Below are 19,377 nucleotides of genomic sequence, written 5' to 3'. Positions count from 1 at the left end.
ATGGCAGCAAGGCCGAGGCGAGCTTCAAGAACGGCGTGCTGACCATCCGCCTGCCGCAGACGCCCGAGGCGCAGGCCAAGGTCAAGCGGATCGAGGTGAAGGCGGGCTGAGATACGCTGCGGCGGGGCGCGGCAAGGCACGCGCCCAGCCTGGCGTCCCGCCTCGTGACCAATGGGTCCGGCCACTGCCATGCTCGGCCTCGCTGCGCGCGGACGAGCCGGGGAACATCCATGCCGGACATCGCTGACGGCGCGCGCGCGCAGGCGCCCCTCCGACATAATGCGCGAGCTCCTCGCGCGCCGCGGCGACCGCAACCCGACCCTGCTGGCCGAACGCGCCTTCCACACCAGCTCCGACTTCCACGCTCTGCTCTCCGCCGCGGCCAACAAGATGCTGCTGCCAGTTCAGGACGGTGGCGTCCGATCTCGCGGTGCTCGGCGATGCTCCTCGCTGCGCGACGTACCGCTGTCCGAAGATCCTCAGCTGCGCGTGGGTTGTCCTGGGCGATCCAGGCGACGGCCTCGCGGATGTCGGCGCGCGCTCCCGGCGAGAGTATTGCCGCGCCGATATTGGCTCGGCGACTCAGCGCGACTTCCTCGCCGCCCGGGCGTTGGCGATGACCTCGCCGAGTTCGGCGTCTACCTCATCCGCTGTGAGCCAGCCCTTCTCGTCTGCTTCGCGCTCGGTACGGTCCAGCATTTCGGTGAACGCCGTGCGACGCGCCTCGTGCTGTACAAGGAGCCGCAGCGCCGCCCGCATCACCTCGCTCACGTTGCCATAGCGACCGGAGGCCACGCAGCGTTCCGCGAAGCCTTCAAGTTCCGGCGTTAGGCTGACATTCGGCATTCCGTCATCCTGCCATCGTCATGTCAGACTTTGTCATGCTCCTGGCCTGTTTTAACCCCCGGAGCCCAACCATCATGCTCACCCTCGACCTTCCGGCCGAGCCGTGCTGGCTCGACCTGCCGCGCGGCGTGCGCGTCGAGATCCGGCCTGTGACGACCGCCGTCATGGCCGCCGCACAGGCCGCCGCGACGGGCCATCCCCCAAGTTTCACACGGCTGAAACAGACAGCGTCCGACCTCTTGGCTACCACCTTCCTGGAATGATGGAGGTAGGGCCCCCAGGATGTTGCGTCGCTTTCTGACCCTCGGCTGCGCTGCGCTGCTCAGCGCCATCGGCCTTCCCGCGGTCGCGCAGACCGCCGATTGCCCGCGCGGCGCGCTGGACGCCCGCTACTGCGACCGCGACGGCGACATGGTGGCCGATGCCCCGGCCAATCCGCGCGACCTCGTCGACCCGCCCGTCCTGGTCTTCGCCTACACGCCCGTCGAGGATCCGGCGGTCTATCGTCGGGTCTGGCAGGGCTTCATGGATCACTTGGCGCGGGAGACCGGCAAGCGCGTCCAGTTCTTCGCCGTGCAGTCCAACGCCGCCCAGATCGAGGCGATGCGCGCCGGACGCCTGCATGTTGCCGGCTTCAACACCGGCTCCAACCCGCTCGCCGTGAACTGCGCCGGCTTCGTGCCCTTCGCGATGATGGCCAGCCGCGAAGGCGCCTTCGGCTACGAGATGGAGATCATCGTTCCCGCCTCCTCCGACGCGCAGCGGATCGAGGACCTTCGTGGCAGGACCATCGCCTTCACTGCCGAGACATCCAATTCCGGCTTCAAGGCGCCCTCCGCGCTGCTGCAGCAGCAGTTCAACATGGTTGCCGGGCGCGACTTCCGCCCCGCCTTCTCCGGCCGGCACGACAACAGCATCCTCGGCGTCGCCAATCGCGACTACGACGGTGCGGCGATCGCCAATTCGGTCATGGTGCGCATGATCGCGCGCAATGTCATTCGCGCCGATCAGGTCCGCTCCATCTACCGGAGCCAGACCTTCCCGACGACGGGCTACGGCCTTGCGCACAATCTCCGCCCGGAACTCGCCGAGCGCATCCGCGCCGCCTTCTTCTCCTTCAACTGGGAAGGCTCGGAGCTGCTCGCGGAGTTCGGAAAGAGCGAGCCGCCGCAGCAGCAATTCATCCCGATCACCTACCGGCAGCATTGGGAAGTGGTGCGCCAGATCGACAGCGCGCTGAATGTTTCCTACGCATGCCGTTGAGGCAGGGACCCGCGTGCTGCTGACGATCGACGCGCTCACCAAGCGCTACCCGACCGGCGACCTGGCGCTCGACGCCGTGGATCTCCAGGTGCCGGCCGGGCAGGTGATGGCGCTGATCGGCCCGTCGGGCGCCGGCAAATCCACCTTGATCCGCTGCGTCAACCGCCTGGTGGAACCGACGGCGGGGCGGGTGGCGCTGGACGGCGTTGACCTCACCGCGCTCGGCAGTGGGGCGCTGCGCCGGGCTCGTCGCCGGATGGGCATGATCTTCCAGGAATACGCCCTGGTCGAACGCTTGACGGTGATGGAGAACGTGCTGTCCGGCCGGCTCGGCTACACCGGCTTCTGGGCCAGCTGGTTCCGCCGCTTCCCCCGTCGCGATGTCGAGCAGGCCTTCCGCCTTCTCGACCGTGTCGGCCTCGCCGCGATGGCCGACAAACGCGCCGATGCGCTCTCGGGCGGCCAGCGCCAGCGCGTCGGCATCATCCGCGCGCTGATGCAGGATCCGCAGCTCCTGCTGGTGGACGAGCCGACGGCCAGCCTCGATCCGAAGACCAGCCGGCAGATCATGCGCCTGATCGTCGAACTCTGCGAGGAGCGCGGCCTCGCCGCCATCATCAACATCCACGATGTCGCCCTCGCGCAGCAGTTCGCCCGCCGGATCGTCGGCTTGCGCGGCGGCCGCATCGTCTTCGATGGCCCGGCCGAGGCGCTCGCCGCGCCACAGCTCACCGCCATCTACGGCGAGGAGGATTGGTCCCAGACCATCCGCCGCGCCGAGCCCAATGAGGAAGAGGCCCCCGCCGAGGCCGTGGCGTGAGCGGGACGACCTTCGACGCCGTCGCGGCGGCGCGCGCCTGGCGCCCGCCGCCGCTGATCACTGCCCCGCTGCTGCGCTATGCGATCTACCTCGGCGCGCTGCTCTACGCCGTCCTCGCGCTCGGCAGCGTCGAGGTGAACTGGGCGCGCGCAGCGGAGGGGATCGAGCGCGCCGGCCGCTTCCTCGCCGGCTTCTTTCCGCCCAACTTCCTCAGCAAGCGTGACGACATCGTCGAGGGCCTGCTCGAGAGCGTGACGATGACCGCGGTCTCCACCGCGCTCGGCGTCGCGCTTTCCATCCCGGTCGCGCTCGGTGCATCCCGAAACCTCGCTGCCCTGCCGGTCTACCTGGTCTGCCGCGGCATCATCGCCGTCAGCCGCACCTTCCAGGAAATCATCATCGCCATCGTCTTCGTCGCGATGGTCGGTTTCGGGCCGCTGGCCGGAACGCTGACCCTCGCCTTCGCCACGATCGGGTTCATGGCGAAGCTGCTTGCCGAGGACATCGAGGATATCGAGGCGAATCAGGCGGAAGCCATCCGCGCGTCCGGCGCCTCGTGGTTCCAGCTGCTGGCCTGGGGCGTCCTGCCGCAGGTCAGGCCGCGGCTGATCGGCCTCTCGGCCTATCGGCTCGACATCAATTTCCGCGAGAGCGCGGTGCTCGGCCTGGTCGGCGCCGGCGGCATCGGCGACACGCTGAACACCGCCTTCGACCGCTATGAGTTCGACACCGCGGCGGCGGTGCTGATCGTCATCATCCTGATCGTCCTGGGCTGCGAATACGCGAGCGGCTGGATCCGCCGGAAGGTGCAATAGATGCCGGTGACCCTGCACGCCGACGGAACGCCCGCATGGCGCCGGCGCACGCCCGCCGCCGAGTTCATCGTATGGAGCGGCTGGTTCGCCGCCGTGGCGCTGACGATCGCCTGCTTCCAGTTCATCTCGGACCGCACGATCTGGGCTTTCGTCTGGGATGCGCCGACGCAGGGCGCCGACCTGGTCGGCCGGATGTTCCCGCCGGCCTGGTCCTATGCCTCCGTGCTGTGGAAGCCGCTGTGGGACACGATCAGCATGGCCACGCTCGGCACCGCGCTGGCGGTGGTCTTCGGCGTGCCGCTCGCCTTCCTCGCCGCGCACAACACGACGCCTTCCCGCCTTGTCGTGCGACCGGTCGCGCTGTTCGCGATCGTGGCCAGCCGCTCGATCAACAGCCTGATCTGGGCCCTGATCCTGGTGATCATCCTGGGCCCCGGGATGCTCGCCGGCATCCTGGCGATCGCGCTGCGCAGCGTGGGCTTCATCGCAAAGCTGCTGTACGAGGCGATCGAGGAATCCGACCCGACCCAGATCGAGGCGATCGAGGCCACCGGTGCAAGCCGTGCCCAGGTGCTGGCCTGGGCGATCGTGCCGCAGGTGATGCCCGCCTTCGCCGGCATCACGGTGTTCCGCTGGGACATCAACATCAGGGAAGCGACGGTGCTCGGCCTGGTCGGCGCGGGCGGGATCGGCATGCAGATGCAGGCGAGCATCAACGTTCTCGCCTGGCCGCAGGTGACGACAATCTTCGTGCTGATCCTGGGCACCGTGCTGGTCAGCGAATGGCTGTCGGCACGGGTGCGTCACGCCATCATCTGATCATCCGACGCGATCCCCACTCCCGAGGCGCACCTGCCGCCCGTGCCGGCGGCCTTCGGACCCTCGCTGTTGGGACGGGTCTTGCGGATCGTGCTGTAGGGCGCGGCGATCGCCGGCACCGCTGCGGCCTTCGTCTGGTTCGAGATGACGCCGGCACGCTTCTTTCACGGCCTGGCGGAGCTGTCCCGCGTTGCCGCGTTGGTGCTGCCGCCGAATCCGGGGGACGCTCCGGGGGAATTGCTCTGGGCGCTCGGGGGAACCCTTGCCATGGCCATCGCCGGAACCATGGTGTCCGCGCTGCTGGCGCTGCCCCTCGGGTTCCTTGCGGCGCGCAACCTCATCCCGCTCGCGCCTTTCCGCTTCGGGCTGCGGCGGTTCTTCGACGTGCTGCGCGGCGTTGACCAACTGGTCTGGGCACTGATCTTCGTCCGTGCCGTCGGGCTCGGTCCCCTTGCGGGCGTGCTCTCCATCATCGTGACGGATACCGGCACCCTGGCGAAGCTCTATAGCGAGGCCCTGGAGAACGCCGATCGGCGCCCGGTCGAAGGCGTTCGCGCCGCGGGGGGGGGGCGGCACGCTGCACGCCGCACGCTTTGGCTTGCTGCCGCAGGCCCTGCCGCTGATGCTCGCCAACGCGCCGTATGTCTTTGAGAGCAATGTGCGCTCCTCGACCATCCGGGGCATCGTGGGTGCCGGCGGGATCGGCTTCCAGCTTTCGGATCGCATTCGCGCCCTGCGATGGGATGAGTCGAGCTTCATCATCCTGATGATCCTCGTCACCGTGGCCCTGATCGATGCCGGGTCTGCTGTGCTGCGACGCCGGCTGGCCGGCGCTTGAGCGACTGTCATGCGACTGTCATCAAATCGTTATCCCTGATTCCTTCTGTGATTCTAGAAGAACGGCGCCGGACGCTTCCGGTCCCAACCTTCCGCGGAGAAACACACGGTGAAGAAACGGACCCTCCTGATCGGTGGTGGCGCTGCGCTCGGCGTGGCCCTCGCCGGCTTCCGCTCGCGTGCGCTGGCCCAGGCCGTGCAGGTGGACCCTGAGCTTCCGGTCTATGCGCCGGTCGCCGGCATTTCCGGCACGCTGAAGTCCATCGGCTCCGACACGCTCAACAACCTCATGACGCTGTGGGCAGAAGGCTTCCAGGCCGCCTACCCCAACGTCCGCATCGAGATCGAGGGCAAGGGCAGCTCCACCGCCCCGCCGGCGCTGATCGCCGGCACGGCGCAGTTCGGGCCGATGAGCCGCCCGATGAACCAGCGCGAGATCGATGCCTTCCAGCAGCGCTTCGGCTATCCGCCCTCGGCGATCCGCGGCGCGGTCGATGCGCTGGCGGTCTATGTCCACAAGGACAACCCCATCCGTTCCATGACGATGCAGCAGGTCGACGCGGTCTTCTCCAAGACCCGGCGCGGCGGCCATCCGACGGCCATCAACACCTGGGGCCAGCTCGGCCTGACCGGCGAATGGGCGAACCGGCCGATCAGCCTCTACGGCCGCAACTCCGCCTCGGGCACCTATGGCTACTTCAAGGAAGTCGCGCTCTTCAACGGCGACTACCGGGACGAGGTGAAGGAACAGCCCGGATCCTCGACCGTCGTGCAGGGCGTCGCTTCCGACATCGCCGGCATCGGCTATTCCGGCATCGGCTACAAGACCGCCGATGTCCGCAGCGTACCCCTCGCCGCGCGTCCGGGCGCCGAAGCCTTCGATGCGACGGCGGAGAACGCGTATGCCGGCGACTATCCGATCAGCCGCTTCCTCTACATTTACGTCAACGTGAATCCGACGCAGCCGCTCGACCCGCTGCGCCGCGAGTTCATCCGCTACGTCTATTCCCGCCAGGGCCAGGAAGCGACGATCCGCGACGGGTATTTCCCGGTGCCGAACGCGATCGCGACCGAAGACCTCCGCAGCAAGCGGATCATCTGACGGCGACCCGGCCGGGTGGGCACCGAGCCCGCCCGGCCGATGCCCAGCATCGCAGCGAGGGAACGCCAAGTATGTCCCCGACCGTCGCACCGCCGCAGCGGCAGCGCCAGAATCGCGTCACCCGGCGTTCCGTGCTGGTCGCGGACCGGCTCGCCAACTGGACCATCACGGTCGGCGGCGTGCTGGTCATCTTCGCCGTCGCGGCGATCATGCTGTTCCTGCTTCAGGTGGTGGTTCCGCTGTTCACCGGCGGCCGCGTCGAGTCCCTTCGCGAGTACCGCGTCGAGGGCCTGCCCGCCGACGTCGCGATGGCGAACGCGGACGAGTATCGCACCATCGGCCTGGCACTGGGACGCGACGGCAGCATCTCGACCTGGCACCTGCAGACCGGCACCGCCCTCGACGCGCCGGATTTCGATTTCGGCGGCGTGCGCGCGACCGCCTTCGCCCGCACCATCGACCGCAGCAACCTGGCCTTCGGCTTCGCGGACGGCACGGTCCGCTTCGGCGCGATCACCCTGCCGGCGCAGGTGATCGCCGGCGATGCACGCCCCGCCGGGCTTCGGCAGTTGAATGATCGCGACGCCACCGACGGCCGGGAAGTCTTCAGTGCCATCCCCGGCGGCCAGCTTCGCCGCATTTCTGCCGTGACGCGGCTCGACCCGCCTCAGCGCGTCGCACCGCCTGGCACTGCGATCATCGCCATGGATTATCGCCGCGGCGGCACCGCGGAGCGCCCCACCATCTCCTTCGTGACCGCCGATGCCGCGGGCGTGCTCCGCCTGTCGCGCGCCGAGAGCCGCATGAACATCATGACGCGCCAGATGCGGACCACCCTCGCCTCGGCCGAGTTGCCGCCCCTGCCGAGCGGCATCGAGATCAAGACCCTGCTGCTGACGGACCAGGCCGACATGGTGATCGTCGGCACCGCCGATGGCGAGGTCTTCCGCTACGACGCGCGCGACTTCAACGCGCCGCGACTGGCCGAACATGTTCGCGTGCTGCCGGAGGGCGAGCGCCTGACCGGCCTGTACTTCCTGATCGGCGAGCAATCCCTCGTCGCCGCAGGGGATCGCGGCAGCGTGGATGTGCTCTTCCGCCTTGGCGGCGGCACGGCGCCCGACGGGCTGCGACTGGTCCGCGCCCACGTCCTTCCGCGCCAGCCGGCGGCGACGGAGGCCCTCGCGGCGAGCCAGCGCGGCAAGATGTTCATCACCGCCGACACCGGCGGCGCCGTCTGGCTCCGCCATTCCACCAGCGGCCAGGTGCTGCTGCGGCTCGACAAGCCCGGCGGCGCGGAGCGCTACGCCGCGGTCGCGCTGACGCCGCGCGACGATGCCATCCTCGCGATCGCCGCCGATGGCCGCGTGGCGATGTGGAACATCGCCGTCCCGCATCCCGAGACCACCTTCGCGACCATCTTCGGGCGGGTCTGGTACGAGGGCTACGACGCGCCGAGCTGGACCTGGCAATCCTCGGCCGGAACCGACCAGTTCGAGCCGAAGCTCTCCCTCGTCCCGCTGATCTTCGGCACCGTCAAGGCGACCGTCTACGCGCTGCTCTTCGCGGTGCCGGTGGCGCTGCTCGCCGCCATCTACACCAGCGAGTTCCTGCACCGCCGCGTCCGCGCCGTGGTCAAGCCGGCGATGGAGATGATGGCGAGCCTGCCCTCCGTCGTCCTCGGCTTCGTCGCCGCGCTGATCCTGGCGCCGCTGGTCGAGGAGATCGTGCCGGCGGTGCTCTTCGCCCTGATCTTCCTGCCGCTCGCCTTCATCGCCGCGGCCCATCTCTGGCAGCTGCTGCCGCGCGCGGTGATGCTGCGCCATGCCGGGCTCTCGAAGCTCGGCCTGATCTTCGTCTGCCTCGCCGCCGCGACCTGGGCGGCGGGGCTGCTCGGCCGGCCCTTCGAGGCGCTGGTGTTCGGCGGCGACGTGAAGGCCTGGCTCAACGGCGACATCCCGGGCGCCGTCGGCTTCACCGCCTTCCTGCTGTTGCCGGTCTCGGCCCTCCTCATCGTCGTGACCGCCGCGGGACCGGCCGGCGACGCGCTGGATCGGCTGACGGGCACGGGCAGCCGCCTGCGCGTCGCGATCGGCGCGCTGGCGCGCTGGCTGCTGCTGTCCGGCGCCGCGCTGGCGCTGGCGGTCGCGCTCGCCTCGCTGCTCACCGCGATCGGCTTCGATCCGCGCGGCGGGCTGGTCGGCACCTATGTCCAGCGCAACACGCTGATCGTCGGCTTCGCCATGGGCTTCGCGGTCATCCCCATCATCTACACGATCTCCGAGGATGCGCTGAATTCCGTGCCGGAGCATCTGCGCAGCGCGAGCCTCGCCTGCGGCGCCACCGCCTGGCAGACCGCCACGCGCATCATCCTGCCGACGGCGGCCTCGGGCGTCTTCGCCGCCGTCATGATCGGCATGGGCCGCGCCGTCGGCGAGACGATGATCGTGGTGATGGCGGCCGGCAACACGCCGATCATCGACTGGAACATCTTCAACGGGCTGCGCGCGCTGTCGGCGAACATCGCCGTGGAGCTGCCGGAGGCGGTGCGCGACGGCACGCTGTTCCGGATGCTGTTCCTGGCGGCGCTCACGCTCTTCGCCATGACCTTCGTCGTCAACACGCTCGCCGAGGTGATCCGGCTGCGCTTCCGCCGCCGCGCGGCCGCGCTCTGACCCGGGGCAGGAGGATGAACGACGTGGACGCACCGACCCGCGCGCAGACCGAGGCCGGGATCCCGGCGCAGGGCGCGCGGCAGCGCCGTCCGGACGCCATCCGGCCGGACGATCTCCGCGCCGAGGGCGAGCCCTGGACCTGGCTGCTCGGCGGCGCGCTCGCGCTCGGCATCGTCATGGTGCTCGGCCTGCTCCTGCTCGTCGCCTGGAACGGCGCCACCACCTTCTGGCCGCGGCCGATCGAGGTGGTGACGCTGACCGATGGATCGCGCATCGCCGGCGAGCCGGTCCGCAGCCAGGCCTTCCGGCCCGGGCCGCAGATCATCGCGGAGCTGCCGCCCGGGATCCGCGCGCGCATCGCCGCGGATGGCGGCATCGCCGACCGCACCCTGTACCGCACCGGCAACTACGACCTCTACGGCGACGATTTCCGCTGGGTGCCGGATTTCCAGCGCAGCGCCGCGGAGCGGCCGGGCGACATGGTGCTGATCGAGCGGCTCGAATGGGGCGTCTTCGTCGGCCGCATCGTCGGCTTCACCCATGATGGCGAGCGCACGACGACCGGCGACCCCCGCAACCCGGCCCTGGAGGCGGCGTACCGGGCCGCCCGGGCGCGCTGGGCCGAGATCCGCCGCATCGAGCGCGGCGAGATCGGCACGGTGAACCACCACCTGGAAGCCGAGCGGCTGCGGCTGCGCCGGGTCCTGCTGGGCGATCACCCGCCGGCGGAGCGCGAGGCGGCCGAGCGCCGCTTCGCCGCCGAGGAGCCGCGCCTGACGGCCGCATACCAGCGTCTCGCGGCCGCGGCGCAGCGCCTGCGCGCGGAGAATGCGCGCGACACCATCATCCTGCAGGAGATCGGCGGCCGCGAGGTCACGCTGCCGCTCTCGGCCGTGGTGCGCCTGGTGCGCGCCAACGACATGACGCTCACCGAGAAGATCGGGGTCTACCTCTCGCGCTGGTGGGAGTTCCTGAGCGAGGAGCCGCGCGAGGCCAATACCGAGGGCGGCATCCTGCCGGCCATCTTCGGCACCGCCGCGATGACGCTGCTGCTCGTCATCGCCGTCGCCCCCTTCGGCGTGGTGACGGCGCTCTACCTGCGCGAATATGCGCGGCAGGGGCGCATCACCGCCTTCGTGCGGATCAGCGTGAACAACCTCGCCGGCGTCCCCTCCATCGTCTATGGCGTCTTCGGGCTGGGCTTCTTCGCCTACATCGTCGGCGCCTCGATCGACCGGCTCTTCTTCCCGGAGAAGCTGCCGAGCCCGACCTTCGGCACCGGCGGCCTGCTCTGGGCTTCGCTGACGCTCGCGCTGCTCACCGTGCCGGTGGTGATCGTCGCCACCGAGGAGGCGCTGGCCGCGGTGCCGCGCAGCATGCGCGAGGGCAGCCTGGCCTGCGGCGCTTCCAAATGGCAGACGATCCGCAACATCGTCCTGCCGCGGGCCATGCCCGGCATCATGACCGGCCTGATCCTCGCCATGGCGCGCGGCGCCGGCGAGGTGGCGCCGCTGATGCTGGTGGGCGTCGTGAAGCTCGCGCCGGAACTGCCGATCGACGGCTTCTTCCCCTTCGTGCACCTCGAGCGAAGCTTCATGCATCTCGGCTTCCACATCTACGACGTCGGGTTCCAGTCGCGGAATTCCGAAGCCGGCAAGCCGATGGTGTTCGTGACGACGTTGCTGCTGCTCGCCCTGATCTTCCTGATGAACATCGGCGCCATCCTGGTCCGCAACCGCCTGAAGCGGCGGTTCCAGGGCAGCCAGTTCTGACCGCCGGAAGGAGCCGTTCCCATGTCCGCGACGACGATCATCGAGCGCCCCGCCGAAGGGGCCACGGTCTATCACCCGAAGACCTCCGAGGCCGCGCCCGCGGTTTCCGTCCGGGGCTTCAGCCTCTGGTATGGCGCCAAGCAGGCGCTGTTCGACAACACCATCGACATCCAGTCCGGGATGGTGACGGCGCTGATCGGGCCCTCAGGCTGCGGCAAGTCCACGCTGCTGCGCAGCCTGAACAGGATGAACGACCTGATCGACGGCATCCGCATGACCGGGTCGATCTCCCTCATGGGAGACGACATCTACGCGCCGGCGGCGGATGTCATCGCGCTGCGCAAGCGCATGGGCATGGTGTTCCAGAAGCCGAACCCCTTTCCGATGTCCATCTTCGAGAACGTCGCCTATCCGCTGCGCGTGGATGGCGTGCGTGACAGGCGCATCGTGCAGGAGACGGTCGAACGGAGCCTTCGCGGCGCGGCGCTGTGGGAGGAAGCGAAGGATCGGCTGAACGAATCCGCGCTCGGCCTCTCCGGCGGCCAGCAGCAGCGTCTGTGCATCGCCCGCGCGATCGCCGGTGACCCGGAAGTCCTTCTGATGGACGAACCGTGCTCCGCGCTCGATCCCATCGCGACCGCCAAGATCGAGGAGCTGATCGACAACCTGCGCGGCCAGTACACCATCATCATCGTCACGCACAGCATGAGCCAGGCCGGCCGCGTCTCCGACAACACTGCCTTCATGTATCTCGGCCGGATCATCGAATACGGCGAAACCTCGACCGTCTTCACGCAGCCCCGCGTCCAGCGGACGCAGGAATACGTGACCGGCCGCTTCGGATAGATCGCAGGAGGCGAGGGTGACAGATCGCGTTCCCCACACCGTTCACCGCTTCGACGACGAGTTGGATGCCCTGCGCGCGCTTGTCCGTCGCATGGGGGTGATCGCGGAAGAACAGGTCAGCGATGCGACGCGCGCCCTGTTCGGGCGCGATGCCGCGCTCGCGAATCGGGTTCTCGCGCGCGAGCCGGAGCTCGACGCGCTCGAGCGGCAGATCGAGGCACAGGTGATACGCCTGCTCGCGCTGCGCCATCCGATGGCTGCCGACCTCCGGCTTGCGATCGCCGGCCTCAAGATCAGCCACAACCTGGAACGCGTCGGCGACTATGCCGCCAATGCGGCGAAGCGCGCGATCGTGCTGTCCGGCCTGCCCATGGTCGGCAGCCTCAACGGCTTCGAGCGCCTGGCGCAGATGGTCACGGACAATCTGCGCTCGGCGGTCGGCGCCTTCGCCGGCGATGACATCGCGACGGCGGACAGGGTCTGGGCGGCCGACGCTCCGGTGGACGACGTCTATACCGGCATCTTCCGTGAACTGCTGACGCACATGATCGAGGATCCGCGCAACATCACCGCGGCCACGCACCTGCTGTTCATCGCGAAGAACCTGGAGCGCGTCGGCGACCACGCCACCAACATCGCGGAGACGGTCCACTTCGCCGTGCGGGGCGACCAGCTGCCATCCGACCGCCCGAAGGCGGACAGCTCGGCCACCACGGTCGTCGAACCCGGAGACGAGTGAGAGGAGGCAAGCATGGCAACGGCCTGTGTCGCGTATGAGCGCCCGACAATCCTTGTCGTCGAGGACGAGGCGCCGCTGCTGACGTTGCTACGCTACAACCTCGAGAAAGCGGGGTTCCGGGTCGACGAGGCGACCGACGGACAGGAGGCGCTCGACCTTATCGCCGAGGCACAGCCCGATCTCGTGGTGCTTGATTGGATGCTGCCGGCGCTCTCCGGCGTCGAGGTTTGCCGGCAGCTTCGACGGAAGCCCGCGACGCGCAACCTGCCGGTGATCATGCTGACGGCGAGGACCGAGGATCACGACGCCGTTCGCGCCCTGGATCAGGGCGCCGACGACTACATCGCGAAGCCGTGCAGCATGGAGACGCTGCTGGCGCGCGTACGTGCCCTGCTGCGCCGCACGGGTGCGGGGCCTGCCAAGGGCGTTCTGAGCTATCTCGATCTGACGCTCGACCAGGACGCACATCGCGTGACCCGTGGCGGCCGCACGATTCATCTCGGCCCGACGGAATACCGGCTGCTCGCATTCCTCCTGTCGCATCCAGGGCGGGTGTTCGCGCGCGAGCGAATCCTCGACGCTGTCTGGGGCCGCGACATCCATGTCGAACCGCGGACGGTCGACGTGCACATCCGCCGGCTGCGCAAGGCCATCAACGGTCCACGCGAGCCGGACATGATCCGCACCGTCCGTTCGGCAGGCTACGCGCTCGATGCCAATGAGCCCGGAGAGCGCGGCGACGATCTCGGTGCGGCCGCAGCATGAATCCCGCAGGGAGGGAATGACGATGGTTATCTCGGAATCGCGGTTTCTCACGGCGCTTCTTCTGTTGCTCGCAACCGCGCTGACGGTGCGGCCGGAACCGGCCGCTGCGCAGCGGCGCGACGCGGTCCTTGCGACCGGGAGTTCCACGGTGGCGCCGTTCACGAATGCGGTCGCCGATCGGCTGGCAGAAGGCGGCGCTCGCCGCGCGGAGGTACGAAGCGTCGGGACGGTTCATGGCTTCAACGAGTTCTGCCAGGGCACCAGCCTGCGCTTTGCCGATATCCAGGATGCGTCGCGGCGGATGAACTTCACCGAATTCGGGCTCTGCGCCAGCCGCGGCGTGCATGAGATCATGGAACTGATGATCGGCTTCGACGGCATCGTGGTCGCGCACCGGCATGGCCTGCCCTCGCCGAACTTCACGCGCGCCCAGCTCTGGCTCGGCAGCGCGAAGGAGATTCCGCGCGACGGGCGACTGGTGCCCAACCCGCATCGCAGCTGGCGGGACGTGTCGCAGCAACTGCCGGACTGGCCGATCCGCGTGATCGGCCCGCCTCCCACCTCCGGCACGCGGGACAGCTTCACCGATCTGGTGATGCTGGCCGGCTGCCAGGCGCTGCCCGAGGTCCGGGCGATCCGCGACACGGCCCAGCGGCGCCGCGTCTGCACGACGGTTCGCGAAGATGGCGGATGGGTGGATGGCGGGGAGGATGACGAGGTGATCGTCGGCCAGGTGGTCGACGGCGCGATCGGCACGCTCGGCATTTTCGGCTTCAGCTTCCTGGAGCGCAACCTGGCCCGGATTGACGGCGCGACCATCGACGGCATCGACGACACGCGCGAGAACATCGCGTCCGGCCGCTATCCGATCGCGCGGCCGCTCTACATCTACGTGAAACGGCCGAATCTCGACCTCGTTCCCGGCCTGCGCGCCTTCGTGCAGGAATATGTCTCGGAGGCGGCCATGGGCCCCGAGGGATATCTGATCCGACGCGGCCTGGTGGGGCTCGACGATGCGAGCCGCGCGCGCCTGCGCCAGGCCGTCGCGGACGGCGCGATCATGCTGCGCCGCCCGGGGGAGTAGCATCGGACCGGACGTCCGCGACTCCTGATCGGCCGGCGATGACGCGATGCACTTTTAGGCTTGATGCATCGATGGGCAAGGTATAAGAAGCAGGCATGGTCGCAGCCCGCCCCTTGCCCTCGCCGCGCGTTGACTACGCTGCCCGCGACTATTGGGCGGGTACGATCAAGATGGGTCTGTCCAAGTTCTTCATCCTGCGCGTCCTCCATGACGGGCCGATGCATGGCTACGACGTGGCGCGCGCGGTGGAGCGCACGACGGGCGGATGCTGTTCGCCGACCGAGGGGACGATCTACCCCGTGCTGCGCGAATTCGAGGCCGGCGGTTTCGTGACGGCCGCCGAGGAGGTGGTGCAGGGGCGCCAGCGCCGCGTCTATGCGCTGACCGATGCCGGCCGCGCCGCCTTCCGGGTTGCCCTCGAGGCCTGGATGGAGGCGACGGCAGCGCTGCAGGACACCGGCCGTGCCTTCGCCGCCGCCGATCGCGCCCGCGCTCGCGCCGCTCGCGAGGAGTGCTGCGAATGAGCCCGCAAGCCGCTGATTCAGGCGTGCATACATCGATGATCGATGCATCAAGGAGCATAGCAATGCCCGCTGACACTCTCCCGATCGTCATCGTGGGCGGCGGCCCGGTCGGCCTTGCCGCCGCCGCGCAGCTCGTCGCGCGTGGCCTCGACCCCCTGATCCTCGAAGCAGGGCCGGGCGTCGGCCACGCGGTGCGCCAATGGGGCCACGTCCGCATGTTCTCGCCCTGGGCGTTCAACACGGATGCGGCGGCACGCAGCCTGCTCGCCGGCCAGGGGTGGATCGCCCCCGATCCGGACGAATACCCGACGGGCGCGGAGCTGGTGGAGCGCTACCTCGAACCGCTCGCCGCGACGCCCGCGTTGCGCAGCCGGTTGCGGACCAGCGCGCGGGTGACGGGTATCGCCCGCCGCGACCTTGGCCGCCTGCATGATGGCGCCGCGCGCGATGCGACGCCCCTCATCGTCCATGTCGAGACCACGTCCGGCACCGAGGCGATCGAGGCTGCCGCGGTGATCGACTGCTCCGGCACCTGGCATGCGCCGAATCCTGCCGGCAGCCACGGGATGCCGGCGCCGGGGGAGGCTGCCTGCGCAGACCGCATTGCCTACGGCATCCCCGATGTCCTCGGCGCGCAGCGCGCGGCTTACGCCGGCCGGACGACGCTGGTCGTCGGTGCCGGCCACTCTGCCATGAACGCCGTGCTGGACCTCGTCAGCCTCGCCAGGGAGGCGCCAGGCACGCGGATCCTCTGGGCCTTCCGCCGGCCGCTCGGCGCGGTGAATTTCGGTGGCGGCGAGCGCGATGCGCTGGCGGCGCGCGGCGACCTCGGTGCCCGCGCCCAGGCGCTGGTCGAGGCCGGCGCCATCACCGCCCTCGCGCCCTTCCTGATCGACCGCATCAGTGAGGCCGGTAGCGCCCTGGCCATCACCGGCCGGCAGGATTCGTGCAGCATCACCGTGCAGGCCGACCGCCTGATCGTCGCCACCGGCTTCCGGCCCGATCTTTCCTTCCTGCGCGAGGTCCGGCTCGGCCTGGATCCGGCGGTGGAGGCAACGCCGGCGCTGGCGCCGTTGATCGATCCCAACAAGCATTCCTGCGGCACGGTGCGGCCGCATGGCGAGGCGGAGCTGCGCCACCCCGAGGCCGGCTTCTGGATCGCCGGCATGAAGAGCTATGGCCGCGCGCCGACCTTCCTGCTCGCCACCGGCCATGAGCAGGCGCGCTCCATCGCCGCCTTCCTCGCCGGCGACATGGAGGCCGCCCGCCGGGTCGAACTGGTGCTGCCGGAAACCGGCGTGTGCTCGACGGACCGTCCTGCGGCCGGCGCTGCCGCGTGCTGCACGCCGGCGACGCCGCAGGGCGCGTGCTGCCCGCCCAAGCCGGCCTTGCCGGTGGCGGCGCCCTGCTGCGGTACGGCTGTTGCCGGCACGCCGGCCTGATCGCATGAGCGCCCCGCAACCCGCAGCCGCGAATCTGCCGGCACGCCGGATCATCGTCGCGCTCGGCATCGGCCAGACGCTCGGCTATGCCTCGACCTACTACCTGCCGGCGATCCTCGCAGGACCGATGGCGCAGGATATGGGCCTGCCGCTCTGGGCCATCTTCGCGGGGCTCTCGGGCGCGCTGGTGATCGCCAGTATCCTGGCGCCGATCGTCGGGCGCATCGTGGACGCACATGGCGGTCGGCGGGTGCTGCTCGCCTCCTCCCTGCTGTTCGCCGCGGGGCTGATGCTGCTGTCGCGGGCCGATGGCGTCGGCGGCCTGGCCGCGGGCTGGACGGTGATCGGCATCGGCATGGCCTGCGGCCTCTATGACGTCGCCTTCTCCACCCTGGCCGGGCTGTTCGGGCGCGGCGCGCGCGGGCCGATCACCGGCATCACGCTGATCGCCGGCTTCGCCAGCACGATCGGCTGGCCGTTCACGGCCTGGATCGCGGAAGCCTTCGGCTGGCGGGAGGCCTGCCAGGCCTGGGCGGCGCTGCATCTGCTGGTCGGTTTCGCGCTGTATGCCGGCCTGCCCGGGCGAGCCAATGCCGCCGCGCCGGACGCGAGCAGCCCGACCGATGGCGGCGGCCCGCGTCGCGCCATGGCCATGCTGGCCTTCGTCTTCGCCGCGCAAGGGGTGGTGAATTCCGGCATCGGTACGCATCTGCCTGGCCTGCTGATGGCGGCCGGTGCGACCCCGGCGGCGGCCATTGCGGCGGCGGCCCTGCTTGGGCCGGCGCAGGTCGCTGCCCGCCTCGCCGAGTTCGGCCTGATGCGGCGCATGCATCCGCTCGTCTCCGCGCGCGTCGCCACCATGGCCCATCCGGCGGGGGTGGCGGCATTGCTGGTCGGCGGACCCGCCGCGGCACCGCTCTTCGCGGCGCTGCATGGCGGCGGCTCCGGGCTGCTGTCCATCAGCCGGGGCGCGCTGCCCCTCGCGCTGTTCGGGCCTGCCGGATATGGCCGCCGACAGGGGCTGATCGTCGCGCCGGCCAACGCCGCGGTCGCCGCGGCCCCGCTCGTCATCGGCCTCGGCCTGGAGGCGGGCGGCCCTTCGGCGGTCCTGGTGCTGACGACGATCCTCGCCGGCCTCGCCACGGTGAGCCTGCTGGCGCTGCGCCCGGCCGTCGCTCCCGCCGGACCCGCCATCGCCACGCCGAAGGCCTGACGGATTTGGCGGTGATCCCGAACGGTCACGTGACTTCGGCCAGCCACACCGGGAATACGACGACACCGCGACGGGGGAGGCCGATGGGCGCGATCACGATCTACCACAACCCGGCCTGCGCCACCTCGCGCAACGTCCTCGCGCTGATCCGCAACAGCGGCGTGGAACCGGACATCATCGAGTATCTGAAGACGCCGCCCAGCCGCGAGGAGCTCATCGGCCTGATCCGGCGCGCCGGCTTGCCGGTGCGCGCCGTGCTGCGGCAGAAGGGTACGCCTTTTGACGAGCTCGGGCTTGCCGACGCCGGCCTGGGCGACGAGGCGCTGCTGGATGCCATGATGGCCCACCCGATCCTGATCAACCGCCCCTTGGTGGTCACGCCGCTCGGCGTCCGCCTGTGTCGTCCTTCGCAGACCGTGCTCGACATCCTGCCCGATCCTCAGCAGGGCGCCTTCGCGAAGGAGGATGGTGAACGTGTGGTGGACGACGCCGGCAAGCGCCTGATCTGAATGACCAGCATACGCCAACAGCAAGCACGAGACCCGGCATGAGCCAGCAGGCAGCAGCGCGCGACCGCCTTTCCTTCCTGGATCGGTTCCTCACCCTCTGGATCTTCGTCGCGATGGCGGCGGGCGTGGCGCTCGGCTCGCTGATCCCGGGATTGCCCGCCGCGCTCGACGCCCTGTCGGTCGGCGGCACGAACATCCCGATCGCAATCGGCCTCGTCCTCATGATGTACCCGCCGCTGGCGCGGGTGCGCTACGAAGCCCTGCCGCAGGTCTTCGCGGACCGCCGCGTGCTGCTGCTCTCGCTGGTGCAGAACTGGCTGATCGGGCCGGTTCTGATGTTCGCGCTCGCCGTGATCTTCCTGCACGACCGGCCCGAATACATGACCGGCCTGATCCTGATCGGCCTCGCCCGCTGCATCGCCATGGTGCTGGTCTGGAACCAGCTCGCGCGCGGCGACGGCCAGTACGTGGCCGGGCTGGTCGCCTTCAACAGCCTTTTCCAGCTGGCCTTCTTCGGCCTTTATGCATGGTTCTTCCTGTCCGTCCTGCCGCCGCTGCTGGGGCTGGAAGGCCGCGTCGTGGAGGTCGCCTTCGGCACCATCGCGGCCGCCGTGCTGCTCTACCTCGGCGTGCCCTTCGCCGCCGGCTTCCTCACCCGGCGCATCCTCGTCGCGCGGCGGGGCGAGGACTGGTACGGGCGCGCCTTCCTGCCGCGCATCGCGCCCATCACGCTCGCGGCGCTGCTCTTCACCATCGTCGCCATGTTCGCGCTGAAGGGCGGCGAGGTACTGCGCCTGCCGCTCGATGCGCTGCGCATCGCGCTGCCGCTGGCGATCTACTTCGTGGTGATGTTCATCGTCTCGTTCTGGATGGGGCGGCTCATCGAGGCCGATTATCCGCGCACCACCGCCATCGCCTTCACCGCGGCCTCGAACAATTTCGAACTGGCGATCGCCGTCGCCATCGCCGCGTTCGGCCTCGCCTCGCCCGTTGCCTTCGCGACGGTGATCGGGCCGCTGGTCGAGGTGCCGGTGCTGATCCTGCTGGTCGGCGTGGCACTCCGGCTGGGCCGCCGCTGGTTCGCCGCCACCGCGCCGGCGTGAGAGCCCGCTTGGAAAGCGCGCCTTGCGGCGCGTTTTCGGGCCGGCGCCGGACTTTCCAAACGGTCTCTGAAGCCTCGGCAATGCAGCCGTTGCCGGCGTAGGTTCGGGGCTCCTGGGCCGGGCACCGTCCGAGGCCTGGTTACGGCCGTCACGTAATATTCACCCGGCGCACAGTCTTTTTGATTATGCTGGAAGCATGGATG

Annotated in this window: 21 protein-coding genes and 1 pseudogene; 20 read left to right on the top strand and 2 right to left on the bottom strand. The window is 69.6% G+C overall.

Features of this window, described 5'->3' with window-relative positions:
* Positions 1–110, top strand: a 110-nt coding sequence (locus tag GXW74_RS28525; RefSeq protein ID WP_211849638.1) for an Hsp20 family protein, incomplete at its 5' end; no start/stop codon positions are given.
* A 332-nt stretch (positions 111–442) separates the two neighbouring features.
* Here GXW74_RS28525 and GXW74_RS28810 read toward each other — a convergent pair.
* Both GXW74_RS28810 and GXW74_RS26980 read right to left on the bottom strand, forming a co-directional pair.
* Positions 443–508 (bottom strand): annotated as a pseudogene (locus GXW74_RS28810) (hypothetical protein); the annotation flags it as partial.
* A 74-nt stretch (positions 509–582) separates the two neighbouring features.
* Positions 583–846 carry a type II toxin-antitoxin system ParD family antitoxin gene (locus tag GXW74_RS26980; RefSeq protein WP_211849926.1) on the bottom strand — a complete coding sequence of 88 codons (264 nt, stop codon included), beginning with the start codon at positions 844–846 and terminating at the stop codon, positions 583–585.
* Between the two features lie 74 nt (positions 847–920).
* Here GXW74_RS26980 and GXW74_RS26975 point away from each other — a divergent pair, with 74 nt between their 5' ends.
* The 19 genes from GXW74_RS26975 (at position 921) to arsB (ending at position 19,174) form a co-directional block, all read left to right on the top strand.
* The gene (locus GXW74_RS26975; protein WP_211849929.1) at positions 921–1,109 is read left to right on the top strand and encodes a hypothetical protein; all 189 of its coding nucleotides are present in this window, start codon (positions 921–923) and stop codon (positions 1,107–1,109) included.
* Positions 1,110–1,128: 19 nt separating this feature from the next.
* Positions 1,129–2,109 carry a phosphate/phosphite/phosphonate ABC transporter substrate-binding protein gene (gene phnD / locus GXW74_RS26970; RefSeq protein WP_211849925.1) on the top strand — a complete coding sequence of 327 codons (981 nt, stop codon included), beginning with the start codon at positions 1,129–1,131 and terminating at the stop codon, positions 2,107–2,109.
* A gap of 13 nt (positions 2,110–2,122) precedes the next feature.
* A complete protein-coding gene (gene phnC / locus GXW74_RS26965; protein ID WP_456306997.1) occupies positions 2,123–2,929 on the top strand; it encodes a phosphonate ABC transporter ATP-binding protein in 807 nt (268 codons plus the stop codon).
* On the top strand, positions 2,926–3,744 hold the full coding sequence (phnE, locus tag GXW74_RS26960) for a phosphonate ABC transporter, permease protein PhnE (RefSeq protein ID WP_211849921.1): 819 nt from the start codon (positions 2,926–2,928) through the stop codon (positions 3,742–3,744). Before phnC ends, phnE (GXW74_RS26960) begins: the two co-directional genes overlap by 4 nt.
* Positions 3,745–4,563, top strand: coding sequence for a phosphonate ABC transporter, permease protein PhnE (gene phnE, locus GXW74_RS26955; protein ID WP_211849919.1), 819 nt, complete (start codon positions 3,745–3,747; stop codon positions 4,561–4,563). It abuts the gene before it with no gap.
* A gap of 144 nt (positions 4,564–4,707) precedes the next feature.
* The gene (locus GXW74_RS26950; RefSeq protein ID WP_211849918.1) at positions 4,708–5,214 is read left to right on the top strand and encodes a PhnE/PtxC family ABC transporter permease; all 507 of its coding nucleotides are present in this window, start codon (positions 4,708–4,710) and stop codon (positions 5,212–5,214) included.
* Entirely contained in the window at positions 5,186–5,401 is a 216-nt protein-coding gene (locus GXW74_RS26945) for a PhnE/PtxC family ABC transporter permease (protein WP_211849917.1), read from the top strand. The genes GXW74_RS26950 and GXW74_RS26945 overlap by 29 nt, the downstream gene beginning before the upstream one ends.
* 108 nt (positions 5,402–5,509) lie before the next feature.
* Complete coding sequence (locus tag GXW74_RS26940; protein WP_338148353.1) at positions 5,510–6,502, top strand: PstS family phosphate ABC transporter substrate-binding protein; 993 nt, start codon at positions 5,510–5,512, stop codon at positions 6,500–6,502.
* Between the two features lie 71 nt (positions 6,503–6,573).
* Entirely contained in the window at positions 6,574–9,177 is a 2,604-nt protein-coding gene (locus tag GXW74_RS26935) for an ABC transporter permease subunit (protein ID WP_211849916.1), read from the top strand.
* Between the two features lie 23 nt (positions 9,178–9,200).
* Positions 9,201–10,949, top strand: coding sequence for a phosphate ABC transporter permease PstA (gene pstA / locus GXW74_RS28720; protein ID WP_338148352.1), 1,749 nt, complete (start codon positions 9,201–9,203; stop codon positions 10,947–10,949).
* A 21-nt stretch (positions 10,950–10,970) separates the two neighbouring features.
* Positions 10,971–11,795: a phosphate ABC transporter ATP-binding protein PstB gene (gene pstB / locus GXW74_RS26925; RefSeq protein WP_211849914.1), complete on the top strand. Its 825-nt coding sequence runs from the start codon at positions 10,971–10,973 to the stop codon at positions 11,793–11,795.
* Between the two features lie 16 nt (positions 11,796–11,811).
* Positions 11,812–12,534 (top strand): phosphate signaling complex protein PhoU, encoded by a 723-nt coding sequence (gene phoU, locus GXW74_RS26920; protein ID WP_338148351.1) that lies wholly within the window; start codon positions 11,812–11,814, stop codon positions 12,532–12,534.
* Positions 12,535–12,546: 12 nt separating this feature from the next.
* Positions 12,547–13,299: a phosphate regulon transcriptional regulator PhoB gene (gene phoB / locus GXW74_RS26915; RefSeq protein ID WP_211849913.1), complete on the top strand. Its 753-nt coding sequence runs from the start codon at positions 12,547–12,549 to the stop codon at positions 13,297–13,299.
* Positions 13,247–14,383: a substrate-binding domain-containing protein gene (locus GXW74_RS26910; RefSeq protein WP_338148350.1), complete on the top strand. Its 1,137-nt coding sequence runs from the start codon at positions 13,247–13,249 to the stop codon at positions 14,381–14,383. Before phoB ends, GXW74_RS26910 begins: the two co-directional genes overlap by 53 nt.
* Positions 14,384–14,478: 95 nt before the next feature.
* Positions 14,479–14,907: a PadR family transcriptional regulator gene (locus tag GXW74_RS26905; protein WP_211849910.1), complete on the top strand. Its 429-nt coding sequence runs from the start codon at positions 14,479–14,481 to the stop codon at positions 14,905–14,907.
* A gap of 62 nt (positions 14,908–14,969) precedes the next feature.
* Positions 14,970–16,349 (top strand): NAD(P)-binding domain-containing protein, encoded by a 1,380-nt coding sequence (locus GXW74_RS26900; protein WP_211849908.1) that lies wholly within the window; start codon positions 14,970–14,972, stop codon positions 16,347–16,349.
* Between the two features lie 4 nt (positions 16,350–16,353).
* Positions 16,354–17,562 carry an MFS transporter gene (locus GXW74_RS26895; protein WP_211849907.1) on the top strand — a complete coding sequence of 403 codons (1,209 nt, stop codon included), beginning with the start codon at positions 16,354–16,356 and terminating at the stop codon, positions 17,560–17,562.
* Between the two features lie 83 nt (positions 17,563–17,645).
* Entirely contained in the window at positions 17,646–18,071 is a 426-nt protein-coding gene (arsC, locus tag GXW74_RS26890) for an arsenate reductase (glutaredoxin) (RefSeq protein WP_211849906.1), read from the top strand.
* A 38-nt stretch (positions 18,072–18,109) separates the two neighbouring features.
* Positions 18,110–19,174: an ACR3 family arsenite efflux transporter gene (gene arsB, locus GXW74_RS26885; protein ID WP_211849904.1), complete on the top strand. Its 1,065-nt coding sequence runs from the start codon at positions 18,110–18,112 to the stop codon at positions 19,172–19,174.
* Positions 19,175–19,377: the final 203 nt, after the last annotated feature.

Source organism: Neoroseomonas eburnea (assembly GCF_018129005.1).
Taxonomy (GTDB): domain Bacteria; phylum Pseudomonadota; class Alphaproteobacteria; order Acetobacterales; family Acetobacteraceae; genus Neoroseomonas; species Neoroseomonas eburnea.
Note: the sequence above shows the minus strand (reverse complement) of the source record. Positions and strands in the feature narration are given on the sequence as shown.